Origin of the sequence: Gordonia liuliyuniae (assembly GCF_021738805.1) — a bacterium.
Taxonomy (GTDB): Bacteria; Actinomycetota; Actinomycetes; order Mycobacteriales; family Mycobacteriaceae; genus Gordonia; species Gordonia liuliyuniae.
The window spans coordinates 172,458-189,332 of record NZ_JAKKOR010000009.1 but is presented as its reverse complement, the minus strand read 5'-3'; the positions used below and the strand labels follow the sequence as shown (position 1 = coordinate 189,332).

The window sequence follows — 16,875 nt, the reverse complement described above, 5'->3', positions numbered from 1 at the left end:
CGAGGCTGGTGGACATCGGCGGCAGGGTTTCGTAATCTTTTCGAGACTTTCCACTCAGGGTGATCAACCAGTTACTGGGAGACATCCGGAGGGTCACCGCCTAATCGCCTTCACCCTCCGAAGGCGAACCGGGGAACCACTTCTTTCACGGGCGTGTGAAAACGCGCCGGCGAATCGGGGTGAATCGCGGTCGCAGGTCGCCTAGATCTACGGACGCGTAGGGCCATCTCTTCCGGCCCGAACCCGACAGCTAACCCGGTCGGCGGTCAGGGAGACAACAAGGAGTTCTGAAGTTCAGTGGCTAAACACCGTTTGGACAAGCCCGGCGCCGGCCGCAAGGTCGCCACGACTGCGGTAGTCGCAGGCTCGATCGCCATCGGCGGGTCGCTTGCGCTCGCAGCTGGCCCCGCGGACGCCGCGCCGATCAACATCCCGGGCGTCGGCAAGTTCGACGTCCCCGAGAATCTGCTTCCGAAGGTGCCGAAGGTCAACCCGCAGGGTCCGATCGGCACACCGCAGCAGGTGCGTGCCCAGAAGGCACTGCACTACGCGGAGTCGAAGATCGGCTCGCCGTATGTGTACGGCGCTTCCGGCCCCAGCGCTTTCGACTGCTCCGGACTGACCTCATGGGCATACCGGCAGGCAGGCAAGACCATCCCTCGTGACAGCTACGGCCAGATGGGCGGCGGCACCTCGATCGCCTCGCTCGCAGCCGCACGTCCCGGTGACGTCCTCGTGTTCAACGGTGGCGGCCACGTCGGCCTGTACGCGGGCAACGGCATGTTCGTCCACGCCTCGACCGAAGGCGTGCCCGTCAAGCGTGACAAAGTCAAGAACTGGAGCGTGACGAGCATCCGCCGCTACTGAGCGGTGACGGCCGTCGTGAGCTCTTGAACCGGGCGGGCCATGCGCGATATGCGTGTGGACCCGCCCGTTCGGTATTAAGGAACATGTGGTGGATCAGAGGAATCGAAGGGCCGGACGCCGGACGGCTCGCGCGACCGCGCTCGGCGCGGTGATGTTGGCGACCGTGTCGCTGGCTCCGGTCGCACCCGAGGCGGCTGCGGAGCCGTCGCGCAACGCGAACCAGATCCTGACCCACTACCGTGAACTCTCCCGCGACGCGGAGCGGACCACCGAATCGATGAACAAGGCGCAGCACGAGTACGACGTGCAGCGCAAGACTGTCATCGTGCAACGGCGCGCATCGGCGAAAGCGAGCAAGAAGCTCGACGCGATGAGCGAGCAGATGGCGTCGGCGCAGGAGAAGGTCGACGCACTCGCCCGCGCCAGCTACCGTGGGGCGCGCGTTAACCGCCTCTACGCGATGCTCGTCAGCGACTCCCCACAGAGCCTCCTGGACAATATGTCGGGTCTCGAGGTCATGTCGCGGCAGTCGGCGGCCGACCTGCGGTCGATCACGGCGGTCGCCCGTAAGACGCGGGAAGCCAAAGCGAACGCCGACAAGTCGGCCCGGGACGCCAGCGAAGCCGTCGCTGTCGCGGAGAAGCAGCGCGGTCGCCTGCAGGCCAAACAGGCCGACCTCCAGCTCGAAGCGGTCCAGATCCGGGCCATCTACAAGTCGCTGACCGGCAGGCAGCTCGCTGCCCTCCGTGGACCGAAGTACAAGTTCGACGCGAGCGCCGTCCCCAAGGGGACGTCCCCAGCGCTCGTCGCTCTTCAAGCCGCGATCTCCCGGATCGGCGACCCGTACGTGTGGGGCGCGACCGGGCCCCACCAGTTCGACTGTTCGGGACTGATGCTGTGGGCGTACAAACAAGCGCACAAGACCATTCCGCGCACCAGCGAGGCACAGCTCGGCGGCGGCACACCGGTCGACCGCAACGACCTCAAACCAGGCGACCTCATCATTTACTACCCGGACGCCTCCCACGTCGGCATGTACGTCGGCGATGGTTTCGTCGTCCACGCCTCGACGTTCGGTGTCCCCGTGGCCGTCGTCCCCGTCGACAAAGCGGGCCCGTACAACGCTGCGCGACGGTACTGAGTGGCCGCCGTCGCGCCTCGTACCGCAGCGGCGGCTGTCGCAGTCGCGTTGGCCGTCGTCGGAACGGTCGCCGGGTGCTCGGACTCGTCCGACCAGTCGAGCACCTCGTCGACCAGTGTCGCGTCGACGCCCCTCAACCCGTTTGAACAGCAGCGGACCGACGGAGTCGGCGCTCTGCTCGACGAGCTCTCGTCGGTGCTCCGGACCGGTGATCGCGGCGGAGTCGACGCGCTGATCGACGATGCGGCGCCCCAGTCGATCATCGACCGCATGCACACCGTTGCCGCAGCGTTCGCGCCGGGCAAGAACCGCGGACGGCGGGGAGGCGCACTCGCGACGACATCGTTCAGCTACCGCGTGGCGCCGAGTGACGGGCCCGAATGGCAGGTCGATCCGGCGCTGGCCGCCAAGGTCGACGAGGCCGGATCGAGCGACACGTGGGTGACGCCCGTCGAACTCACCTACGCGCTCGGCGGCTCGTCGACGCCGGGCCTCGCCGAACCCGAAGTGACGCTGACCGAGACGATGGTCTTCGCCCGTTACGGCGACGACTGGAAGGTGCTCGGCGACGCGTCGGCCGCAGTGGATCCCCGGCCGACGACGACCGGGCCGCAGCCGCCCGCCGAAGTCGGGCCGTGGGAGTTCACGGGGCTGGCCGCGGCGGACGTCCACACGGCGGGCGGCACCTCGCCGGTCCTCTCATACCCGAACACCGAGAAGGCGGTCACGCGTATCGAGTCGATCCTGCCGAAGGCGGTCGCCGCGGTCAGCAAGTTCTGGGGTGACGATTGGACGCAGAAGGCCGCGATCATCGCGACCGGCGACCAGAACGAGTTCTCCGGTCTGACCCGCACGGCCGCGAGCGATACCGCGGTGGCGGCGGCGGCCACTGTGTTCTCGCGCATCGACAGGCGTACCGACCAGGTCATCGGACAGCGAATCGTGCTCTCGCCCAACGCTGTCGACCTATCCGAACCGGCGCTCGCCGTCGTTCTGCGGCACGAACTCATGCATGTCGCGACGCGACTGACCACGTCGGAGATCTCTCCGATGTGGTTGACCGAAGGCGTCCCCGAGTACGTCGGACGGAGTGGGACGTATCGCGAGTTTGTCGACGCCGCACCGGATCTCGCGGTGGAAGTGGCGGCAGGCCGAGTTCCGAAGAAGCTGCCGGTCGACTCGGACTTCGCGGTCGACACCGACGCCGCTCGCGTCGCCTACCAGAGTGCGTGGTCGTTCGCCGCGTTCATCGCCGACAAGTACGGCGAACCCAAGCTCAAAGACATGTACCGCAAGATGACCGCTGCCGGCGACACCCCAGCGATGGACGCCGCGATGAAGACGGCAGTCGGGCACGACAAGAATGCGTTGGTGAAGCAGTGGCAGACATGGTTGCGCGTCCAGGCCAGATGATGGGGACGACGCTGCTGGTGACGAACGATTTTCCGCCGCGGGCCGGCGGCATCCAGTCATACCTCGAGAACCTGCTGCGCTTCGTCCCGCCGGAGAACGTCGTCGTGTACGCGCCGAAATGGAAGGGGTCCGACGAGTACGACGCCGCGGCCCCGTACCCGATCGTGCGGCACCGTACGTCGCTGATGCTCCCGACCCCGTTCGTCGCGCGCCGGGCCGCGCGACTGGTGCGCGAGCACGACGTCCACACCGTCTGGTTTGGTGCGGCAGCCCCGCTCGCGGTCCTCGCGCCGCGGCTGCGCAAGGCGGGCGCTCGCCGTATCGTCGCCAGCACCCACGGTCACGAGGTCGGCTGGTCGATGCTCCCCGGAGCGCGCCAGGTGCTGCGGTACATCGGCGTCCACACCGATGTCGTCACCTATGTCAGCAGGTACACGCGTGGGCGCTTCTCCTCAGCGTTCGGGCGGGACGCCGCACTCGAGTACGTGCCGTGCGGGGTGGACACGGACCGGTTCGCGCCCGACGCTGCCGCCCGGACGGAACTGCGGGAGCGATACGGGATCGGTGACGCACCGGTCGTGCTGTGCCTGTCTCGGCTGGTGCCCCGCAAAGGTCAAGACGTGCTGGTCCAGGCGTGGCCGTCGATTCTGCGGGAGGTGCCGGATGCCCAGCTGATGATCGTCGGCGGCGGACCGTACGGTGATCGCCTCCGTGAACTGGCCGCGAAGACCGGAGTGGCCGACTCGGTGACGTTCACCGGATCGGTGCCTGCCGACGAACTGCCGAAGCACCACGCAATGGCCGACGTGTTCGCGATGCCGACCCGTACGCGTGGCGGCGGACTCGACGTCGAAGGTCTCGGCATCGTCTTCCTCGAGGCGTCCGCGAGCGGAGTGCCCGTCGTCGCAGGCGATTCGGGCGGCGCACCCGAGACAGTCCACGACGGGGTGACCGGCACAGTCGTCGACGGCCGCGACCGGGAGCGGGTCGCCGAGGCGATCACGACGCTCCTGAAAGACACCGAGCTGGCGGCTGCGATGGGCGCGAAGGGTCGTGCGTGGATCGTCCAGCACTGGCAGTGGCGGCAGCAGGCCGCCCGGCTGATGCGCTTGCTCTAGCAGGTGGATTTCTGACTGCCGTGCGACGGGCGGAGCCGAGAGTTCGACTCCGCCCGATCGGCAAGGAGCACCCTACTTCGTGTACAGGGCTTCGATGTCGTCGGCGAAGTTCTCGGCGACGACGTTGCGCTTGACCTTCAGCGTCGGCGTGAGTTCTCCGGTCTCCTCGGTGAAGTCGCTCGGCAGGATCCGGAACTTCTTGATCGCCTCCGCGTGGGAGACGCTCTCGTTGGCCAAATCGATAGCGGCTTGAACTTCGGTGACAAGTTCGACGTCGTCTGCCAGGTCCGCGACCGAAGCGCCTGCGTCCTTGCCGTTGCGTGCCTTCCAACCCTCGAACGTCTCGGGGTCGATCGTGATGAGCGAAGCGATGAACGGCTTCTGGTCGCCGACGATCATCGCCTGCGACACCAGCGCATGCGTGCGGACGAGGTCCTCCATCGGCGCGGGGGACACGTTCTTGCCACCGGCGGTGACGATGATCTCCTTCTTCCGGCCGGTGATCGACAGGTAGCCGTCGGCGTCGAGGGTCCCGATGTCCCCGGTGTGGAACCATCCGTCGGTGAGCGCAGCGGCCGTCGCCTCGTCGTTGTGCCAGTACCCGGAGAACACGACCTCGCCGGACAACAGGACTTCGCCGTCGTCGGCGATGCGGACCGCGTTGCCGGGCAGCGGGCGTCCGACAGTGCCCACCCGCACCTCGTGCGGGGTGTTCACGCAGATCGCGGCGGTCGTCTCGGTGAGACCGTAGCCTTCGTAGACGGGAATGCCCACGCCGCTGAAGAAGTGTCCGAGATGCGGTCCGAGCGGTGCGCCGCCGGAGATCGCGAGCTCGCACCGGCCGCCGAGCGCCGCACGCAGCTTGCGGTAGACGAGCTTGTCGAACAACGCATGCTTACCGCGCAGCACCAGACCCGCATCCGAACCGGCCTTCGAGAACTCGACGGCTGTGTCGGCTGCGAGATCGAAGATCTTGCCCTTGCCCGAATCGTGCGCGCTCTGGCGCGCCGAGTTGAACACCTTCTCGAACACGCGCGGCACCGACAGGATCAGCGAAGGCTGGAACTGCGCGAAGATCGGCAGCAGATCCTTCGTGTTGTTCGTGTAGCCGACCTCGACGCCTGCTTCGATGGCCACCAGGTTGATGGCGCGGGCCAACACGTGAGCCATCGGTAGGAACAGGAGCAGACGCTTCTCGGGTCCGAGGAGCGTGCCCATCGATGACTCGAGGACGCCGCCGATCTCGCCGAGCATGTTGGCGTGCGTGAGCATGCAGCCCTTAGGGCGTCCGGTGGTGCCCGAGGTGTAGATGAGGGTCGCCGGGTCTTGCGATGTCAGGAGGCGGCGGCGGTCGTCGAGCTGCTGGTCGGTGACGGTGGCGCCGCGTTCGGCGAACAGATCGACGATGCCCTCGCCGTTCGGGGCGTCGATTCCGAAGACCTGGACGGCGTCGGTGACCGATTCGAGGCCGTCGACCACCGCGCGGTGCGCAGGCGTCTCGACGACGATCGCGACCGCGCCCGAGTCGCGCAGGATCCAGTCGATCTGCGGGCCCGACGACGAGTCGTAAATCGGGACCGGGACCGCGCCTGCAGACCAGATCGCGAAGTCGATCAGCGTCCACTCGAGACGAGTAGAGGACAGGAGGGCCACGCGGTCGCCCGGCTCGATGCCCGAAGCGATGAATCCCTTGGCGAGCGCCCGGACCCGCTCGACGGCGTCTCCCGCCGACAGAGCGAGCCACTGGTCGCCCTGCTGAATGCGGAACACGGTCTTGCCGGGCGTCGCCGCGGCGATGTCATAAAGGACGTCGGCCGAATTCCGCTCCTTCGGTGTGACGAAACCTGCGGGGACACGGCACTCAGCCATTGAAAACACCTTCCGGAGCGATCTATGTGACAAGACGCGTTGGTCCATCAAGCTGAAGTCTAATCTGCCGTCGGCGGTGTGACGTGCCCGAGGCGGCTTTCCCCTTTCGTCGCCGGTATGTGATGCTGTTTCGGTGACGAGCATCCAGGTGGCCGACGACGCTTTCGTCGCTGCCTCCGTGTCGCTGGCAGGGGTCGTCGTCGGCGACCGCGCCCGCTGGCGTCGGTGGTGGCCGGACCTGACTCTGGAGGTCGCCGAAGATCGAGGCGACGAAGGTGTGCGCTGGCGCGTATCGGGTCCGGTGATCGGCACCATGGAGATCTGGTGCGAGAAGCGGATGGACGGGTTCATCCTCCATTACTTCCTGCACGCCGAGCCCGCAGAACCCCTGCCGGCCGAGCCGCGAGCCTGGCTGGACGCCGTCGCCGAACTCAACCGTGTACGCCGAATCGCCGGAAAGGTGATGGCGTTCGAGGTGAAACAGACTCTGGAAGCCGGTCGCGCGGCAGGTGCGCCCGCAGTCGGGGAGGCCGTGGCATGAGTGACCACACCGAACAGTCGACGGTCGTCGGGGCAGACGTCGACGCCGTCATGTCCGTTATCGCCGACTTCGAGAAGTATCCGGAGTGGGTCGGCGCGGCGCGGGAGGTGACGGTGCTCGAACGTGACACCAGCGGCCGCGGTACCCATGTCCGCTTCGTTCTCGACGCAGGTGTTCTGGCCGACACCTACGAATTGCGGTACCAGTGGTCCGACGACGGCTCGTGGGTGTCGTGGGGGTTGGTGTCCAGTCAACTGCAGCGAGACCAGCAGGGCCGCTACCAACTTGCCCAGCAGGTGCCGGGGTCGACGAAGGTCACCTACACGTTGACCGTCGATCTCCAGATCCCGATGATCAGTCAGCTCAAGCGACGCGCGGAGAAGGCGATCACCGAGGCCGCACTCAGTGACCTCAAGAAGAGGGTCGAAGGCTGATCGATCTCGCTGACATCCATCTGGTGCTCGGGCCCGGTGGCTCGGGCGTCTCCGTGCTGGCCGCCGCAGCCGCGCTCACGGGAGTCCCGTCGTCGCAACGCGGCGCGGTGCTGCCGATCGCCGGCCAGCAGCGCGACACCCTGCTGATCACGCTCGATGCACGCTCTCCGGTGCCGTCGTGGTTGGGTGTGTACCGCGTGCCCGGCGAGCCTGTTCCGGTGACGTCGGGTGTCGACCTTCTGCATGTGGAGCACCTCGATGTGATCGAGCAGGCGTGGACCGAGTTCACCGCGGCTCTCGCCGCACTCACCGCTGGTCGGAGCGCGTTGCCGGTGGTCGGCACGCTCGCGTCCATCGCATCCGGCGAGCTCACTGACCTGCCGGGCGCGGCCGAGTTCCTGCTGCTGCGCCGAGTCCGCGATGCGGCGACCTCCGGTCGTTGGCGGCGCATCGTCGTCGACGTGTCGGGCGTCGGGGACCCGTTCGCGCTGTTGCGCGCGCCGACGGTCCTGTCCGCGGCGATCGAACGGATGTGGCCGCGGGCAACCCGACTGGCTCAGGCCGGTGAGAAGCCGGTCCTCGCACAACTGTCCGCCGCGGTCGAAGGCATCGATCGAGACTGCCAAGACCTCGCCGACTTGTTTACCGACCCGCACTCGGTGGCCGCTCACCTCGTGATCGACCCGTCCGAGCGTGGACGCCGCGCGGTCGCCGACCTGGTGGCCGTCGCGGATCTGACCGCGCTGCCTCTGCGATCGGTACTGGTCAGTTCGGGTGATCGGGACAGGCCGACAGCGGACACCGCCGAGATGGTGCGCGGACTTCTCGGCGACGTCGACGATGTGCGAGTGCAGGAAGTAGCGTCTGCCGGAGTCCTGGACCGACTTGCTCGGATCCGCAAGGTGTCGGTGCCGGTGCCCGCACCGAGCGGCCGACCGTACGGCAGCGGTGCGCTGACCGTGGCGAAGCTCGCCGGCGACGGCGTCGACACTGTCTTCGAACTCAAGTGGCGGCAGCGGATGCCCGAACCGGAACGGCTCCGGCTCGGCCGGTCCGGCGACGATCTGCTCGTCGCGGTCGCCGGATTCCGGCATCCGGTACGGCTTCCGTCGGTGCTTCGCCGCTGTCGGGTGAGCGGTGCGGAGTGGGCTGACGACGTGCTGCGGGTGCGGTTCACCCCGAATGCCGCGGTGTGGCCCGCCGGTCGGCGACACACCGGCGGGGCGGGAGCGTCGTCGACTACCGGGTCCGCCGAACCGGATCTGCCCGAGTGAACACTCCCAGTAGGATCGTCACACGCGGTCGCTGACCTCCGCTGTCGGTGGATGCCGACGCGCCCGGTATCGTTCGTGTTCCCCCGCCCGCCGACCGACCACGTGACAGGAGTCGCATCGAGATGTCCGACCACGAGCGCGATCACCGCGCCGGTGACGCCACGAATGGCGACCTGGTGCAGGAGTTGCTCCTCGGCGTGGCGACGACCATCGACCAGTTGGCCGCGCTGATCGGCGGTGGACAGAACGAGGCGGCGTCGGCGTTGGGTTCCGGTGCGATGTCCGACATGTTCGGGGAATTGGGCACGCTCGTCGCCGAGTTCGGAGATCTCCTGGCGCGCATACTGACTGCCTTCATCACGGTCCTCGAAGCCGTCTCTGAGATGTTGCGCTCGACCCCGACGACTCCGGCGGGCACGCCGACCGGGTTCGAGTCGATCCCGGTACAGATCGCGACCCCGGGGCGGTAAGGCGTGGACGAGCAGACCGGATCGAACCTGACCGTCGGCATCGACATCGGCGGTACGAGTGTCCGGGCGTGCGTGGTCGACCCGACCGGACGGATCCTCGACACGTTGCGGACCGCGACCCCGGCGACGACCCAGGCGCTGGAACACTGCCTCGACCGACTCGTCGGCGAGCTGCGCGACCGGTGGGCGATCGACGCCGTCGGCCTGGCGATCGCCGGATTTCTGACTCCCGATCGCCGGCTCGTGCGCTTCTCGCCGCACCTGGCGTGGCAGGAGGCCGCGGTCGCCGACGACATGGCGGCCCGCATCGGCATGCCGGTGTTCGCCGAGCACGACGCGAACGCGGCAGCCGTCGCCGAACTCCACTTCGGAGCGGCCGCCCGCGGGCACAACACCCTGGTGCTGGCGATCGGCACCGGCATCGGTGCGGGCCTGCTTCTCGGCGGGCAGATCTACCGGGGGAGCTTCGGCGTCGCCCCCGAACTCGGACATCTGACGGTCGTTCCCGACGGCCGACCGTGCGGGTGCGGCAAACGCGGCTGCTGGGAGCGCTACTGCAGCGGGACCGCGCTCGTCGACACGGCCGTCGAACTCCTTGCTTCGCAACGTTTTCCGCGCAGCGTGCTCGCCGCTGAGTCGGATGCGGACCCCGGCTCGCTCACCGGTCGTCGGGTGGCGGCGGCAGCGGCCGACGGCGACCCGGTCGCCGTCGCCGCGTACACCGACCTCGCGCGCTGGCTCGGTATCGGGCTCGGTATGATCGCCGACGTCTTCGACCCCGATCTCATCGTTCTCGCAGGCGGTGTCGGAGCCGCGTCGGGACTGTTCCTCGACGACGCCCGTGAGCACTACACCGCGTCGGTCACCGGCGCGGGTCACCGACAACTCGCCCGGATCCGCGGCACCCAACTGGGGGAGACAGCTGGCGTCATCGGAGCCGCCGAGGTGGCACGGCAAGGACTGGCCGCGGCGCGCGCGGGCGGCGAAGTAAAATGATCCGCGTGTCCGTCGGGCCGCGCGGCTCCGGATAGAAGGGAACACGGCAACACATGTGGTACTTCCTCTTCAAGTACGTTCTCATGGGGCCTGCGCTGCGGGCCATGGGACGCCCGCGCATCGAAGGGCACGACAATATCCCGTCCGACGGGGCGGCGCTCATCGCGTCGAACCATCTTGCCGTCGTCGACAGCTTCTATCTGCCCCTCATGGCGCGCAGACGGATCTACTTCCTCGCCAAGTCGGAGTACTTCACTGCGCCGGGCCTCAAAGGCAAGTTCCAGAAGTGGTTCTTCTCCTCGTCCGGGCAGATCCCCATCGACCGCTCCGGGGCGAGTGCTGCCGCGGGCGCGTTGTCGGCGGGCAGGCGAGTCCTCGACGGCGGGGGACTGCTGTGCCTGTACCCGGAGGGCACTCGTTCGCCGGACGGCCGCCTGTACAAGGGGAAGACCGGTCTCGCCCGCATGGCGCTGGAGACGGGCAGCCCGGTTATCCCGGTCGCGATGGTCGGCACCGACCGCATCAACCCGCCCGGGACCATCCTGCCGCGTCCCACCCGGATCACCCTGAAAGTCGGTGAGCCGCTGGACTTCTCGCGTTACGAGGGCATGGCGGGCAACCGTTTCATCGAACGGGCCGTCACCGACGAGATCATGTACGCGCTGATGCGTCTCAGCGGCCAGCAGTACGTCGATATCTATGCGGCGAAGCTCAAGAACGACGACGGCAGCTACACCAAGGCCGAAGACATCATGGGACCCGACCAGCCGGCAGCCTGACGGGACCGGCCGCACAGTTGGGGCCAGGCGCGGTAGGTCGGGGTTCAGGCTGCAGGCACGCTCGTCCGGTACGGCATCCGCCAGAACGCGACGAGCAACGCGATACCCCAGATCGGATACGTGTTACCGATGATGTGCTGCCACCACACCCAACCGTCTTGGATCGGCGGGAGGAGCTGGAACGGGCCGATCGCGAAGACGGCGGCTCCGACGCCGGCGAGGGCGCCGTACACGGTCGCGACCCGGCGGTCACCGGTTCGGGACACGAACACCAAGCACGTCGCGATGGCCGGGACACACCACACCCAGTGGTGCGCCCACGTGGTCGGCGAAACGAGCAGACCCCAGACCGCGACGCTGCACGCGACGACCATCGCGTCGACACGCCCGCCGATCGGCCCGGGAGCGAACGCCTCGCGCGGACGCGCCGCGAGCACCGCATAGACGGCGGGGACCGTCACGAGCAGACTCGTCACCATCCACAGGATCGATGCGGTGGAGCCGCCGTCGTCGAATAGGCGCAGCCACAATGCGTTGAGGTTCTGGTTTATGCGGCCCTCGGGCTCGCCGATCCGGCCGGTGTGGAAGAGGGTGTCCGTCCAGTACGTCACTGAGTCGTCCGGCATCCACAGCCAGCCGATGAACGCGGCCGCCGCGAACGTCACAACGCCGACCGCCGCGGCGCGGATGCGGCCCGCCGCCAGGAAGACGCCCAAGAACACCAACGGCGTCAACTTGACCGCCGACGCGACGCCGACGAGGACGCCCTGCACGGTGGCGGCGGCCCGGTCGCGGCGACCGATGACGAAGACGTCGACCATGACCAGCGCCATCAGCACCATGTTGATCTGGCCGAAGCCGAGCGTCATCCAGAACGGGTTGAACCACACCGTGACCGCTGACGCGAGAAGCGAAATCTGCCACCGGTTTCGGCGATCGCCGACCCCGAGTACGCGCAACGTCAGCGCGGTGACGTACACCAGCAAGACGGCGGTCACGATCGACACGCCGATGCTCGTCGCCGTCAACGACACCTCGCCGAGCGGGGTGAAGAGCAGCGCGGCGAACGGGGGGTAGGTGAACGGCAGCCAGATTCCGTCCTGTGTGAACGGCAGCGATCCGTCGGCGTACAGGCTGAACCCTTGATGCCAGAGCTGGCCGCCGAGGCGATACACGTCCATGTCGAAGCGGGTCCGCGTCCCCCAGCTGGAGGTGAACGGGACGCCTGCGATCTGCAGTGTGGACGACGCGACGAACGCAAGTGCGGCGAGCACGGACACCACCGGCCCGGGCCGCCATTGGCGCAGCACGGCTTCGGCGGCACGGGTCGAAGAAGGCATAGGACGATTATGGTCTCACGGGGCGCGCTAACCTTCACCCCGTGCGCTACTTCTACGACACCGAGTTCATCGAGGACGGAACGACGATCGAACTGGTGTCGATCGGGATCGTCGCCGAGGACGGCCGCGAGTTCTACGCGTGCTCCACGGAATTCGACCCGGGTCGGGCGGGCGCCTGGGTCCGAGCCAACGTGCTCGACAAACTGCCGTCGCCCGCCGACAAGGCATGGAAATCACGGAGTGCGATCCGCGATGACCTGCACGAGTTCCTCACCGCGGGCGAGGGACGCATCGAGTTGTGGGCGTGGGTGGCCGCCTACGACCACGTCGTGCTGTGCCAGTTGTGGGGGCCGATGACCGAACTGCCGCGAAACATGCCGCGCTTCACCAGGGAACTGCGGCAGCACTGGGAGGCGGCTGGCTCGCCCAAACTGCCGCCCGCGCCGAAGGACGCGCACGACGCGTTGGCCGACGCGCGTCACAACTTGAACAAGTGGCGTTCGATCGAGGCGGCGCGCTCAGCCGTCGACGACGCAGGATAGGCTGAACACCGTGGTGAACTGGACCGTAGACGTACCGCTCGAAGAACTCCCCGAACTGCCGCCGTTGCCCGGCTCGCTGGCCGCACGGTTCGAGGACGTGCTCGCACGCCCCGCGCTCCAGCAGCCCAACTGGCCTGCGCAAGAGGCGCGGAAGATGCGGACGGTTCTGGAGAGCGTTCCGCCGATCTGCATGCCGACCGAAGTCGAGAACCTCGCCGATCAACTCGCCGAGGTCGCGCACGGGCGGGCGTTCCTGCTGCAGGGCGGCGACTGCGCGGAGACATTCGCGGCGAACACCGAACCGCACATCAAGGGCAACATCCGGACGCTGCTGCAGATGGCCGTCGTCCTCACGTACGGCGCGAGCCTGCCGGTGGTCAAGGTGGCCCGCATCGCCGGGCAGTACGCCAAACCGCGTTCGGCCGACAAGGACGCGCTCGGCCTCCTGTCGTACCGCGGCGACATGGTGAACTCGCTGGCCGCCGACGAGGCGTCGCGTGTCCACGACCCGTCGAGACTGGTCCGCGCCTACGCGAACGCTTCCGCCGCGATGAACCTGGTGCGTGCACTCACCGGGGCCGAGGCGCGACTGGCACGCGTACACGACTGGAACCGCGAGTTCGTACGCACCTCACCGGCGGGCGCCCGCTACGAGGCGCTGGCCGCGGAGATCGATCGCGGCCTCAAATTTATGGACGCGTGCGGCGTCACCGACTCGAGCCTCGAGTCGGCATCGATATTCGCCTCACACGAGGCCCTCGTCCTCGACTACGAACGTGCGATGCTGCGTCTGGCCGACGACCCGCGCGGCGGTGACGACCAGGTTCTCTATGACCTGTCGGCGCACTTCCTGTGGATCGGCGAGCGCACCCGCCAGATCGACGGCGCCCACGTGGCGCTCGCCAAACTCATCAGCAATCCGATCGGGATGAAGATCGGGCCGACGACGACCCCCGAGCAAGCCGTCGAATACGTGGAGCTCCTCGACCCGGACAACCGTCCGGGACGGTTGACGCTGGTGTCGCGCATGGGCAACGGCAAGGTCCGCGAGGTACTCCCGGCGATCGTGCAGGCCGTCGAACAGACCGGCCACAAGGTGATCTGGCAGTGCGACCCGATGCACGGAAACACGCACACCGCGTCGACCGGTTTCAAGACCCGCCACTTCGACCGCGTCGTCGACGAAGTGCAGGGCTTCTTCGAGGTGCACCGCGCGCTGGGCACTCATCCGGGCGGCGTCCACATCGAGTTGACCGGTGAAGACGTCACCGAATGCCTCGGTGGAGCGCAGGACATCTCCGATCTCGACCTCGAAGGCCGCTACGAGACGGCGTGCGATCCCCGCCTGAACACCCAGCAGTCGTTGGAATTGGCGTTCCTGGTCGCCGAGATGCTGCGCGGATAGGCGAGCTGGTCAGGCCAACGTCGCGCCGATTGCCCAGCCGAGGGCGCCGACGCCGGCCCCGGCCACGATGATCAGGAACGACCACACGAGGGCGGTCAGGCGACTCGCCCGCGGCATCGGACGGTCGACGTCGGCCGCGAGAGGGGCCGGGCCGCGCGCCGGTTCGCGGACGTCGTCGTAGTCCGCGTACGGGTCCGCGTAATCGTCCGCACCGTAGTCTTGCTCGTAGTAGTCGTCCTCGTAGTAGTCGTCCCGGGAGTAGTCGGGACCGTCGAACTCGTCGGGGTCGGTCGCTTGGCGCGTCCCGACCACCGCGCGCGGAGCCTGTGGTGGCTGGACGGGGCGCGCGATCGCAGAGGTGACGCGGGCCGACGCCTGGTGGGGCGCAGGGACAGTGAACGCGGGGAGCCCGAGCTCGTCGACGGCGTCGAGGAACGCGTGCTGCATGGCGAAGCCGTCGACGAACCGGTCATCCGGATGGCGTTCGGTCGCGCGCAGCACGATGTCGTCGAGCTGTGCAGGCACTCCGTCGATGATGTCGCCGGGGGCTGGCACGTCGTACGACAGCCGCTGGTAGGCGAGTGCGAGCTGGGTGGAACCGCTGAACGGCTGACGTCCGGTGAGGAGTTCAAACAGGAGGACGCCCGCCGAGTACACATCGCTGCGCGCATCGATCTCGGTCGACGACACCTGCTCTGGTGACAGGTAGGCTGCCGTGCCGAGGATGACGCTCGCCGACGTGACGCCGGCCTCCGCGACGGCGCGGACCAGCCCGAAGTCGGCGACCTTGATGTCGCCCGAATCGGAGATCAGCACGTTCTCGGGTTTCACGTCGCGGTGGACGAGTCCGGCGCGGTGGGCGGTGCCGAGTCCGCCGAGCATCGGGATGCCGACCGCGGCGACTGCGTGCGGCGGCATCGGACCGCGTTCGCGGAGCAGTTCGCGGATGCTCCCGCCGCGGACCAGTTCCATGACGAGGAACGCCACCTCCCCGTCGATGCTCTGGTCGTAGACGGCGACCAGCCCGGGATGGTTGAGTCCGGCGACGGCTCGCGCCTCGAATTCGAAGCGGCGCAGGAACTGCGGATCGCCGACGTAGCGTGCATCCATCACTTTGACCGCGACGCGACGGTGCAGCCGCAGATCGGTGCCGACGTAGACCGCAGACATCCCGCCGCGCGCGATCGGCGCGTCGATCTGATAGCGGCGTTCCAGGACGCGGCCGATCAGCGGGTCGACGGGAGTGCTCACGGTGATCGAATCTACCCGTAACGCATGGGAAGCCGTGTGACCCTGAGGTCTCGGGCGGGTAGTGTCTTCCCTCGTGGGTTCCCTTCCGCTTTCCATCGACATTCTTCCCGACGACGCCGAGGTCTTGAGCCTCGATGAGGCCGCAGAGCGGCTACGGGTCTCGACCAATCGAGTCCGTACTCTCATCCGCGATCACAATCTTCTCGCTGCGTCCCGTGGCGGACAGCCGGTGATCCCGGCAGCCTTCTTCGGTCCGGGCGGACTCGCGAAGCACTTCGAAGGACTCGTCACGATCCTGCTCGACGGCGGATACACGCGTGACGATGCACTGGCGTGGCTGTTCGAAGAGCAGACCGATCTCGGGCTGCGGCCCGCGGACGCGCTGCACACGCATTCGGCGCGCGAAGTCCTGCGACGGGCCCAAGCACAGGCGTTCTGACCCAGCACAGGCGTTCTGACTCCGACTACGAGACGGGTCACCGCGTACGGATGACGCGGCTCGGCGCAGGCACCGCGGTCGGCAGCGCGGCTATGGCGTGTCCGATCCGTGTTCTGGTCGGTACGACGGCTCGCGCTGCGACAACGTCGTGGCCGGTCTCTTCGATGACTCGCAGGATGTCGCCGTACGAGCGCGCGGCTGCGGTGATCGCCGGACGACTGGCACCCGGCAGCCGTGCGACGAACGGTGTGGCGCGACGGTACTGGTCACGGTTCACCGCGATCAGGTGGGCGACGGCGCGACGCAGCGGACGGCTCGCCGAGCCGCGTGCGAGGTCCGTGTGCAACGACGCTTCGTCGACGCCGAAAGCCGCGAGCTCGTCCAACGGCAGATAGATCCGGTCTCGGCGCAGATCCTCGGCGACGTCGCGCAGGAAGTTCGTCAACTGGAATGCTTCGCCGAGCAGTGCCGCACCGTCGGCGAGCGCAGTGTCCGCGCCGAGAATCGGGACGAGCTGGAGGCCGATCACTCCGGCCGACCCGCAGGTGTAGTCGGCGAGTTCGTCAAACGTCCGATACCTGTTCCGGAACACGTCCGTTCCGGGAATGTCCATCCGCATGGACCGGATGAACGCCTCGAACGTGTCGACGCCGATTCCGTTGTCGTGCACGGCTTCGGCGAGCGCGGCCAGGATGTCGGCGTCGTCGCCGCGGAGCAGGTCTGGTGCGGGGGAGCCGGCCAGGGCGGCGGCGAGCCCGGCTTCGAGCAGATCGACGCGGTCTGCGGCCGCCGGGGCGGGCCGCTCGCCGTCGACCGCGTCGTCGACGATCCGTGCGAATGCGTACAGCGCGTGAACTGCCCGCCTGCGCCGGGCGGGCAGCAGCCGCGACGCCAGGTAATAGGTGCGGCCCGCGTTGGACGTTACCGTTCGGGCGATCGCGAAGCCGCGCGCCGCGTCACCCCCAGCGGCCTCACTCCCAGCCGCCTCACTCATGG

Annotated in this window: 17 protein-coding genes and 1 riboswitch; of the genes, 13 read left to right on the top strand and 4 right to left on the bottom strand. The window is 67.9% G+C overall.

What is annotated here, in order from left to right; genetic code table 11:
- Window positions 1–87 precede the first annotated feature (87 nt).
- Window positions 88–279, top strand: a riboswitch (cyclic di-AMP (ydaO/yuaA leader).
- Window positions 280–297: 18 nt separating this feature from the next.
- From L5G33_RS12700 to L5G33_RS12685, 4 genes are all read left to right on the top strand, one after another.
- A complete protein-coding gene (locus tag L5G33_RS12700; protein ID WP_236998542.1) occupies window positions 298–867 on the top strand; it encodes a C40 family peptidase in 570 nt (189 codons plus the stop codon).
- Between the two features lie 151 nt (window positions 868–1,018).
- Window positions 1,019–2,008, top strand: coding sequence for a C40 family peptidase (locus L5G33_RS12695; RefSeq protein ID WP_236998759.1), 990 nt, complete (start codon window positions 1,019–1,021; stop codon window positions 2,006–2,008).
- Complete coding sequence (locus tag L5G33_RS12690; protein ID WP_236998541.1) at window positions 2,009–3,421, top strand: peptidase MA family metallohydrolase; 1,413 nt, start codon at window positions 2,009–2,011, stop codon at window positions 3,419–3,421.
- On the top strand, window positions 3,421–4,539 hold the full coding sequence (locus L5G33_RS12685) for a glycosyltransferase family 4 protein (protein ID WP_236998758.1): 1,119 nt from the start codon (window positions 3,421–3,423) through the stop codon (window positions 4,537–4,539). The genes L5G33_RS12690 and L5G33_RS12685 overlap by 1 nt, the downstream gene beginning before the upstream one ends.
- 72 nt (window positions 4,540–4,611) lie before the next feature.
- On the opposite strand, the gene L5G33_RS12680 is transcribed toward L5G33_RS12685, so the two are convergent.
- A complete protein-coding gene (locus tag L5G33_RS12680; protein WP_236998540.1) occupies window positions 4,612–6,408 on the bottom strand; it encodes an AMP-dependent synthetase/ligase in 1,797 nt (598 codons plus the stop codon).
- A gap of 133 nt (window positions 6,409–6,541) precedes the next feature.
- Here L5G33_RS12680 and L5G33_RS12675 point away from each other — a divergent pair, with 133 nt between their 5' ends.
- The 6 genes from L5G33_RS12675 (at window position 6,542) to L5G33_RS12650 (ending at window position 10,902) form a co-directional block, all read left to right on the top strand.
- Window positions 6,542–6,949, top strand: coding sequence for a hypothetical protein (locus tag L5G33_RS12675; RefSeq protein WP_236998539.1), 408 nt, complete (start codon window positions 6,542–6,544; stop codon window positions 6,947–6,949).
- Complete coding sequence (locus L5G33_RS12670; RefSeq protein ID WP_236998538.1) at window positions 6,946–7,383, top strand: SRPBCC family protein; 438 nt, start codon at window positions 6,946–6,948, stop codon at window positions 7,381–7,383. Before L5G33_RS12675 ends, L5G33_RS12670 begins: the two co-directional genes overlap by 4 nt.
- Window positions 7,384–7,403: 20 nt before the next feature.
- Window positions 7,404–8,657, top strand: a complete 1,254-nt coding sequence (locus L5G33_RS12665; protein ID WP_236998757.1) for an ArsA family ATPase — start codon at window positions 7,404–7,406, stop codon at window positions 8,655–8,657.
- Between the two features lie 122 nt (window positions 8,658–8,779).
- Entirely contained in the window at window positions 8,780–9,127 is a 348-nt protein-coding gene (locus tag L5G33_RS12660; RefSeq protein ID WP_236998537.1) for a hypothetical protein, read from the top strand.
- A gap of 3 nt (window positions 9,128–9,130) precedes the next feature.
- Window positions 9,131–10,123, top strand: a complete 993-nt coding sequence (locus tag L5G33_RS12655; protein WP_236998536.1) for an ROK family protein — start codon at window positions 9,131–9,133, stop codon at window positions 10,121–10,123.
- A 53-nt stretch (window positions 10,124–10,176) separates the two neighbouring features.
- Window positions 10,177–10,902 carry a lysophospholipid acyltransferase family protein gene (locus L5G33_RS12650; RefSeq protein WP_236998535.1) on the top strand — a complete coding sequence of 242 codons (726 nt, stop codon included), beginning with the start codon at window positions 10,177–10,179 and terminating at the stop codon, window positions 10,900–10,902.
- 44 nt (window positions 10,903–10,946) lie between these two features.
- On the opposite strand, the gene L5G33_RS12645 is transcribed toward L5G33_RS12650, so the two are convergent.
- Window positions 10,947–12,242, bottom strand: coding sequence for a glycosyltransferase 87 family protein (locus tag L5G33_RS12645; protein WP_236998534.1), 1,296 nt, complete (start codon window positions 12,240–12,242; stop codon window positions 10,947–10,949).
- Window positions 12,243–12,283: 41 nt separating this feature from the next.
- Here L5G33_RS12645 and L5G33_RS12640 point away from each other — a divergent pair, with 41 nt between their 5' ends.
- Window positions 12,284–12,784 carry a polyadenylate-specific 3'-exoribonuclease AS gene (locus L5G33_RS12640; protein ID WP_236998533.1) on the top strand — a complete coding sequence of 167 codons (501 nt, stop codon included), beginning with the start codon at window positions 12,284–12,286 and terminating at the stop codon, window positions 12,782–12,784.
- 10 nt (window positions 12,785–12,794) lie between these two features.
- Complete coding sequence (locus tag L5G33_RS12635) at window positions 12,795–14,189, top strand: class II 3-deoxy-7-phosphoheptulonate synthase (protein WP_236998532.1); 1,395 nt, start codon at window positions 12,795–12,797, stop codon at window positions 14,187–14,189.
- Between the two features lie 9 nt (window positions 14,190–14,198).
- Here L5G33_RS12635 and L5G33_RS12630 read toward each other — a convergent pair whose 3' ends face one another.
- On the bottom strand, window positions 14,199–15,440 hold the full coding sequence (locus tag L5G33_RS12630; RefSeq protein WP_236998531.1) for a protein kinase domain-containing protein: 1,242 nt from the start codon (window positions 15,438–15,440) through the stop codon (window positions 14,199–14,201).
- Window positions 15,441–15,513: 73 nt separating this feature from the next.
- On the opposite strand from L5G33_RS12630, the gene L5G33_RS12625 reads away from it, so the two are divergent.
- Complete coding sequence (locus L5G33_RS12625) at window positions 15,514–15,879, top strand: Rv2175c family DNA-binding protein (protein WP_236998530.1); 366 nt, start codon at window positions 15,514–15,516, stop codon at window positions 15,877–15,879.
- A gap of 37 nt (window positions 15,880–15,916) precedes the next feature.
- Here the strand turns inward: L5G33_RS12625 and L5G33_RS12620 are convergent, their stop codons facing one another.
- Window positions 15,917–16,873, bottom strand: coding sequence for a phytoene/squalene synthase family protein (locus tag L5G33_RS12620; protein WP_236998529.1), 957 nt, complete (start codon window positions 16,871–16,873; stop codon window positions 15,917–15,919).
- Between the last annotated feature and the right edge of the window lie 2 nt (window positions 16,874–16,875).

What these genes read in the sequence shown, in the direction of transcription:
- L5G33_RS12660 (WP_236998537.1), top strand. Translation starts at nt 8,780, where the DNA reads ATGTCCGACCACGAGCGCGATCACCGCGCCGGTGACGCCACGAATGGC.
- L5G33_RS12650 (WP_236998535.1), top strand. Translation starts at nt 10,177, where the DNA reads ATGTGGTACTTCCTCTTCAAGTACGTTCTCATGGGGCCTGCGCTGCGG.
- L5G33_RS12645 (WP_236998534.1), bottom strand. Translation starts at nt 12,242, where the DNA reads ATGCCTTCTTCGACCCGTGCCGCCGAAGCCGTGCTGCGCCAATGGCGG.
- L5G33_RS12685 (WP_236998758.1), top strand. Translation starts at nt 3,421, where the DNA reads ATGGGGACGACGCTGCTGGTGACGAACGATTTTCCGCCGCGGGCCGGC.
- L5G33_RS12695 (WP_236998759.1), top strand. Translation starts at nt 1,019, where the DNA reads ATGTTGGCGACCGTGTCGCTGGCTCCGGTCGCACCCGAGGCGGCTGCG.
- L5G33_RS12620 (WP_236998529.1), bottom strand. Translation starts at nt 16,873, where the DNA reads ATGAGTGAGGCGGCTGGGAGTGAGGCCGCTGGGGGTGACGCGGCGCGC.
- L5G33_RS12670 (WP_236998538.1), top strand. Translation starts at nt 6,946, where the DNA reads ATGAGTGACCACACCGAACAGTCGACGGTCGTCGGGGCAGACGTCGAC.
- L5G33_RS12680 (WP_236998540.1), bottom strand. Translation starts at nt 6,408, where the DNA reads ATGGCTGAGTGCCGTGTCCCCGCAGGTTTCGTCACACCGAAGGAGCGG.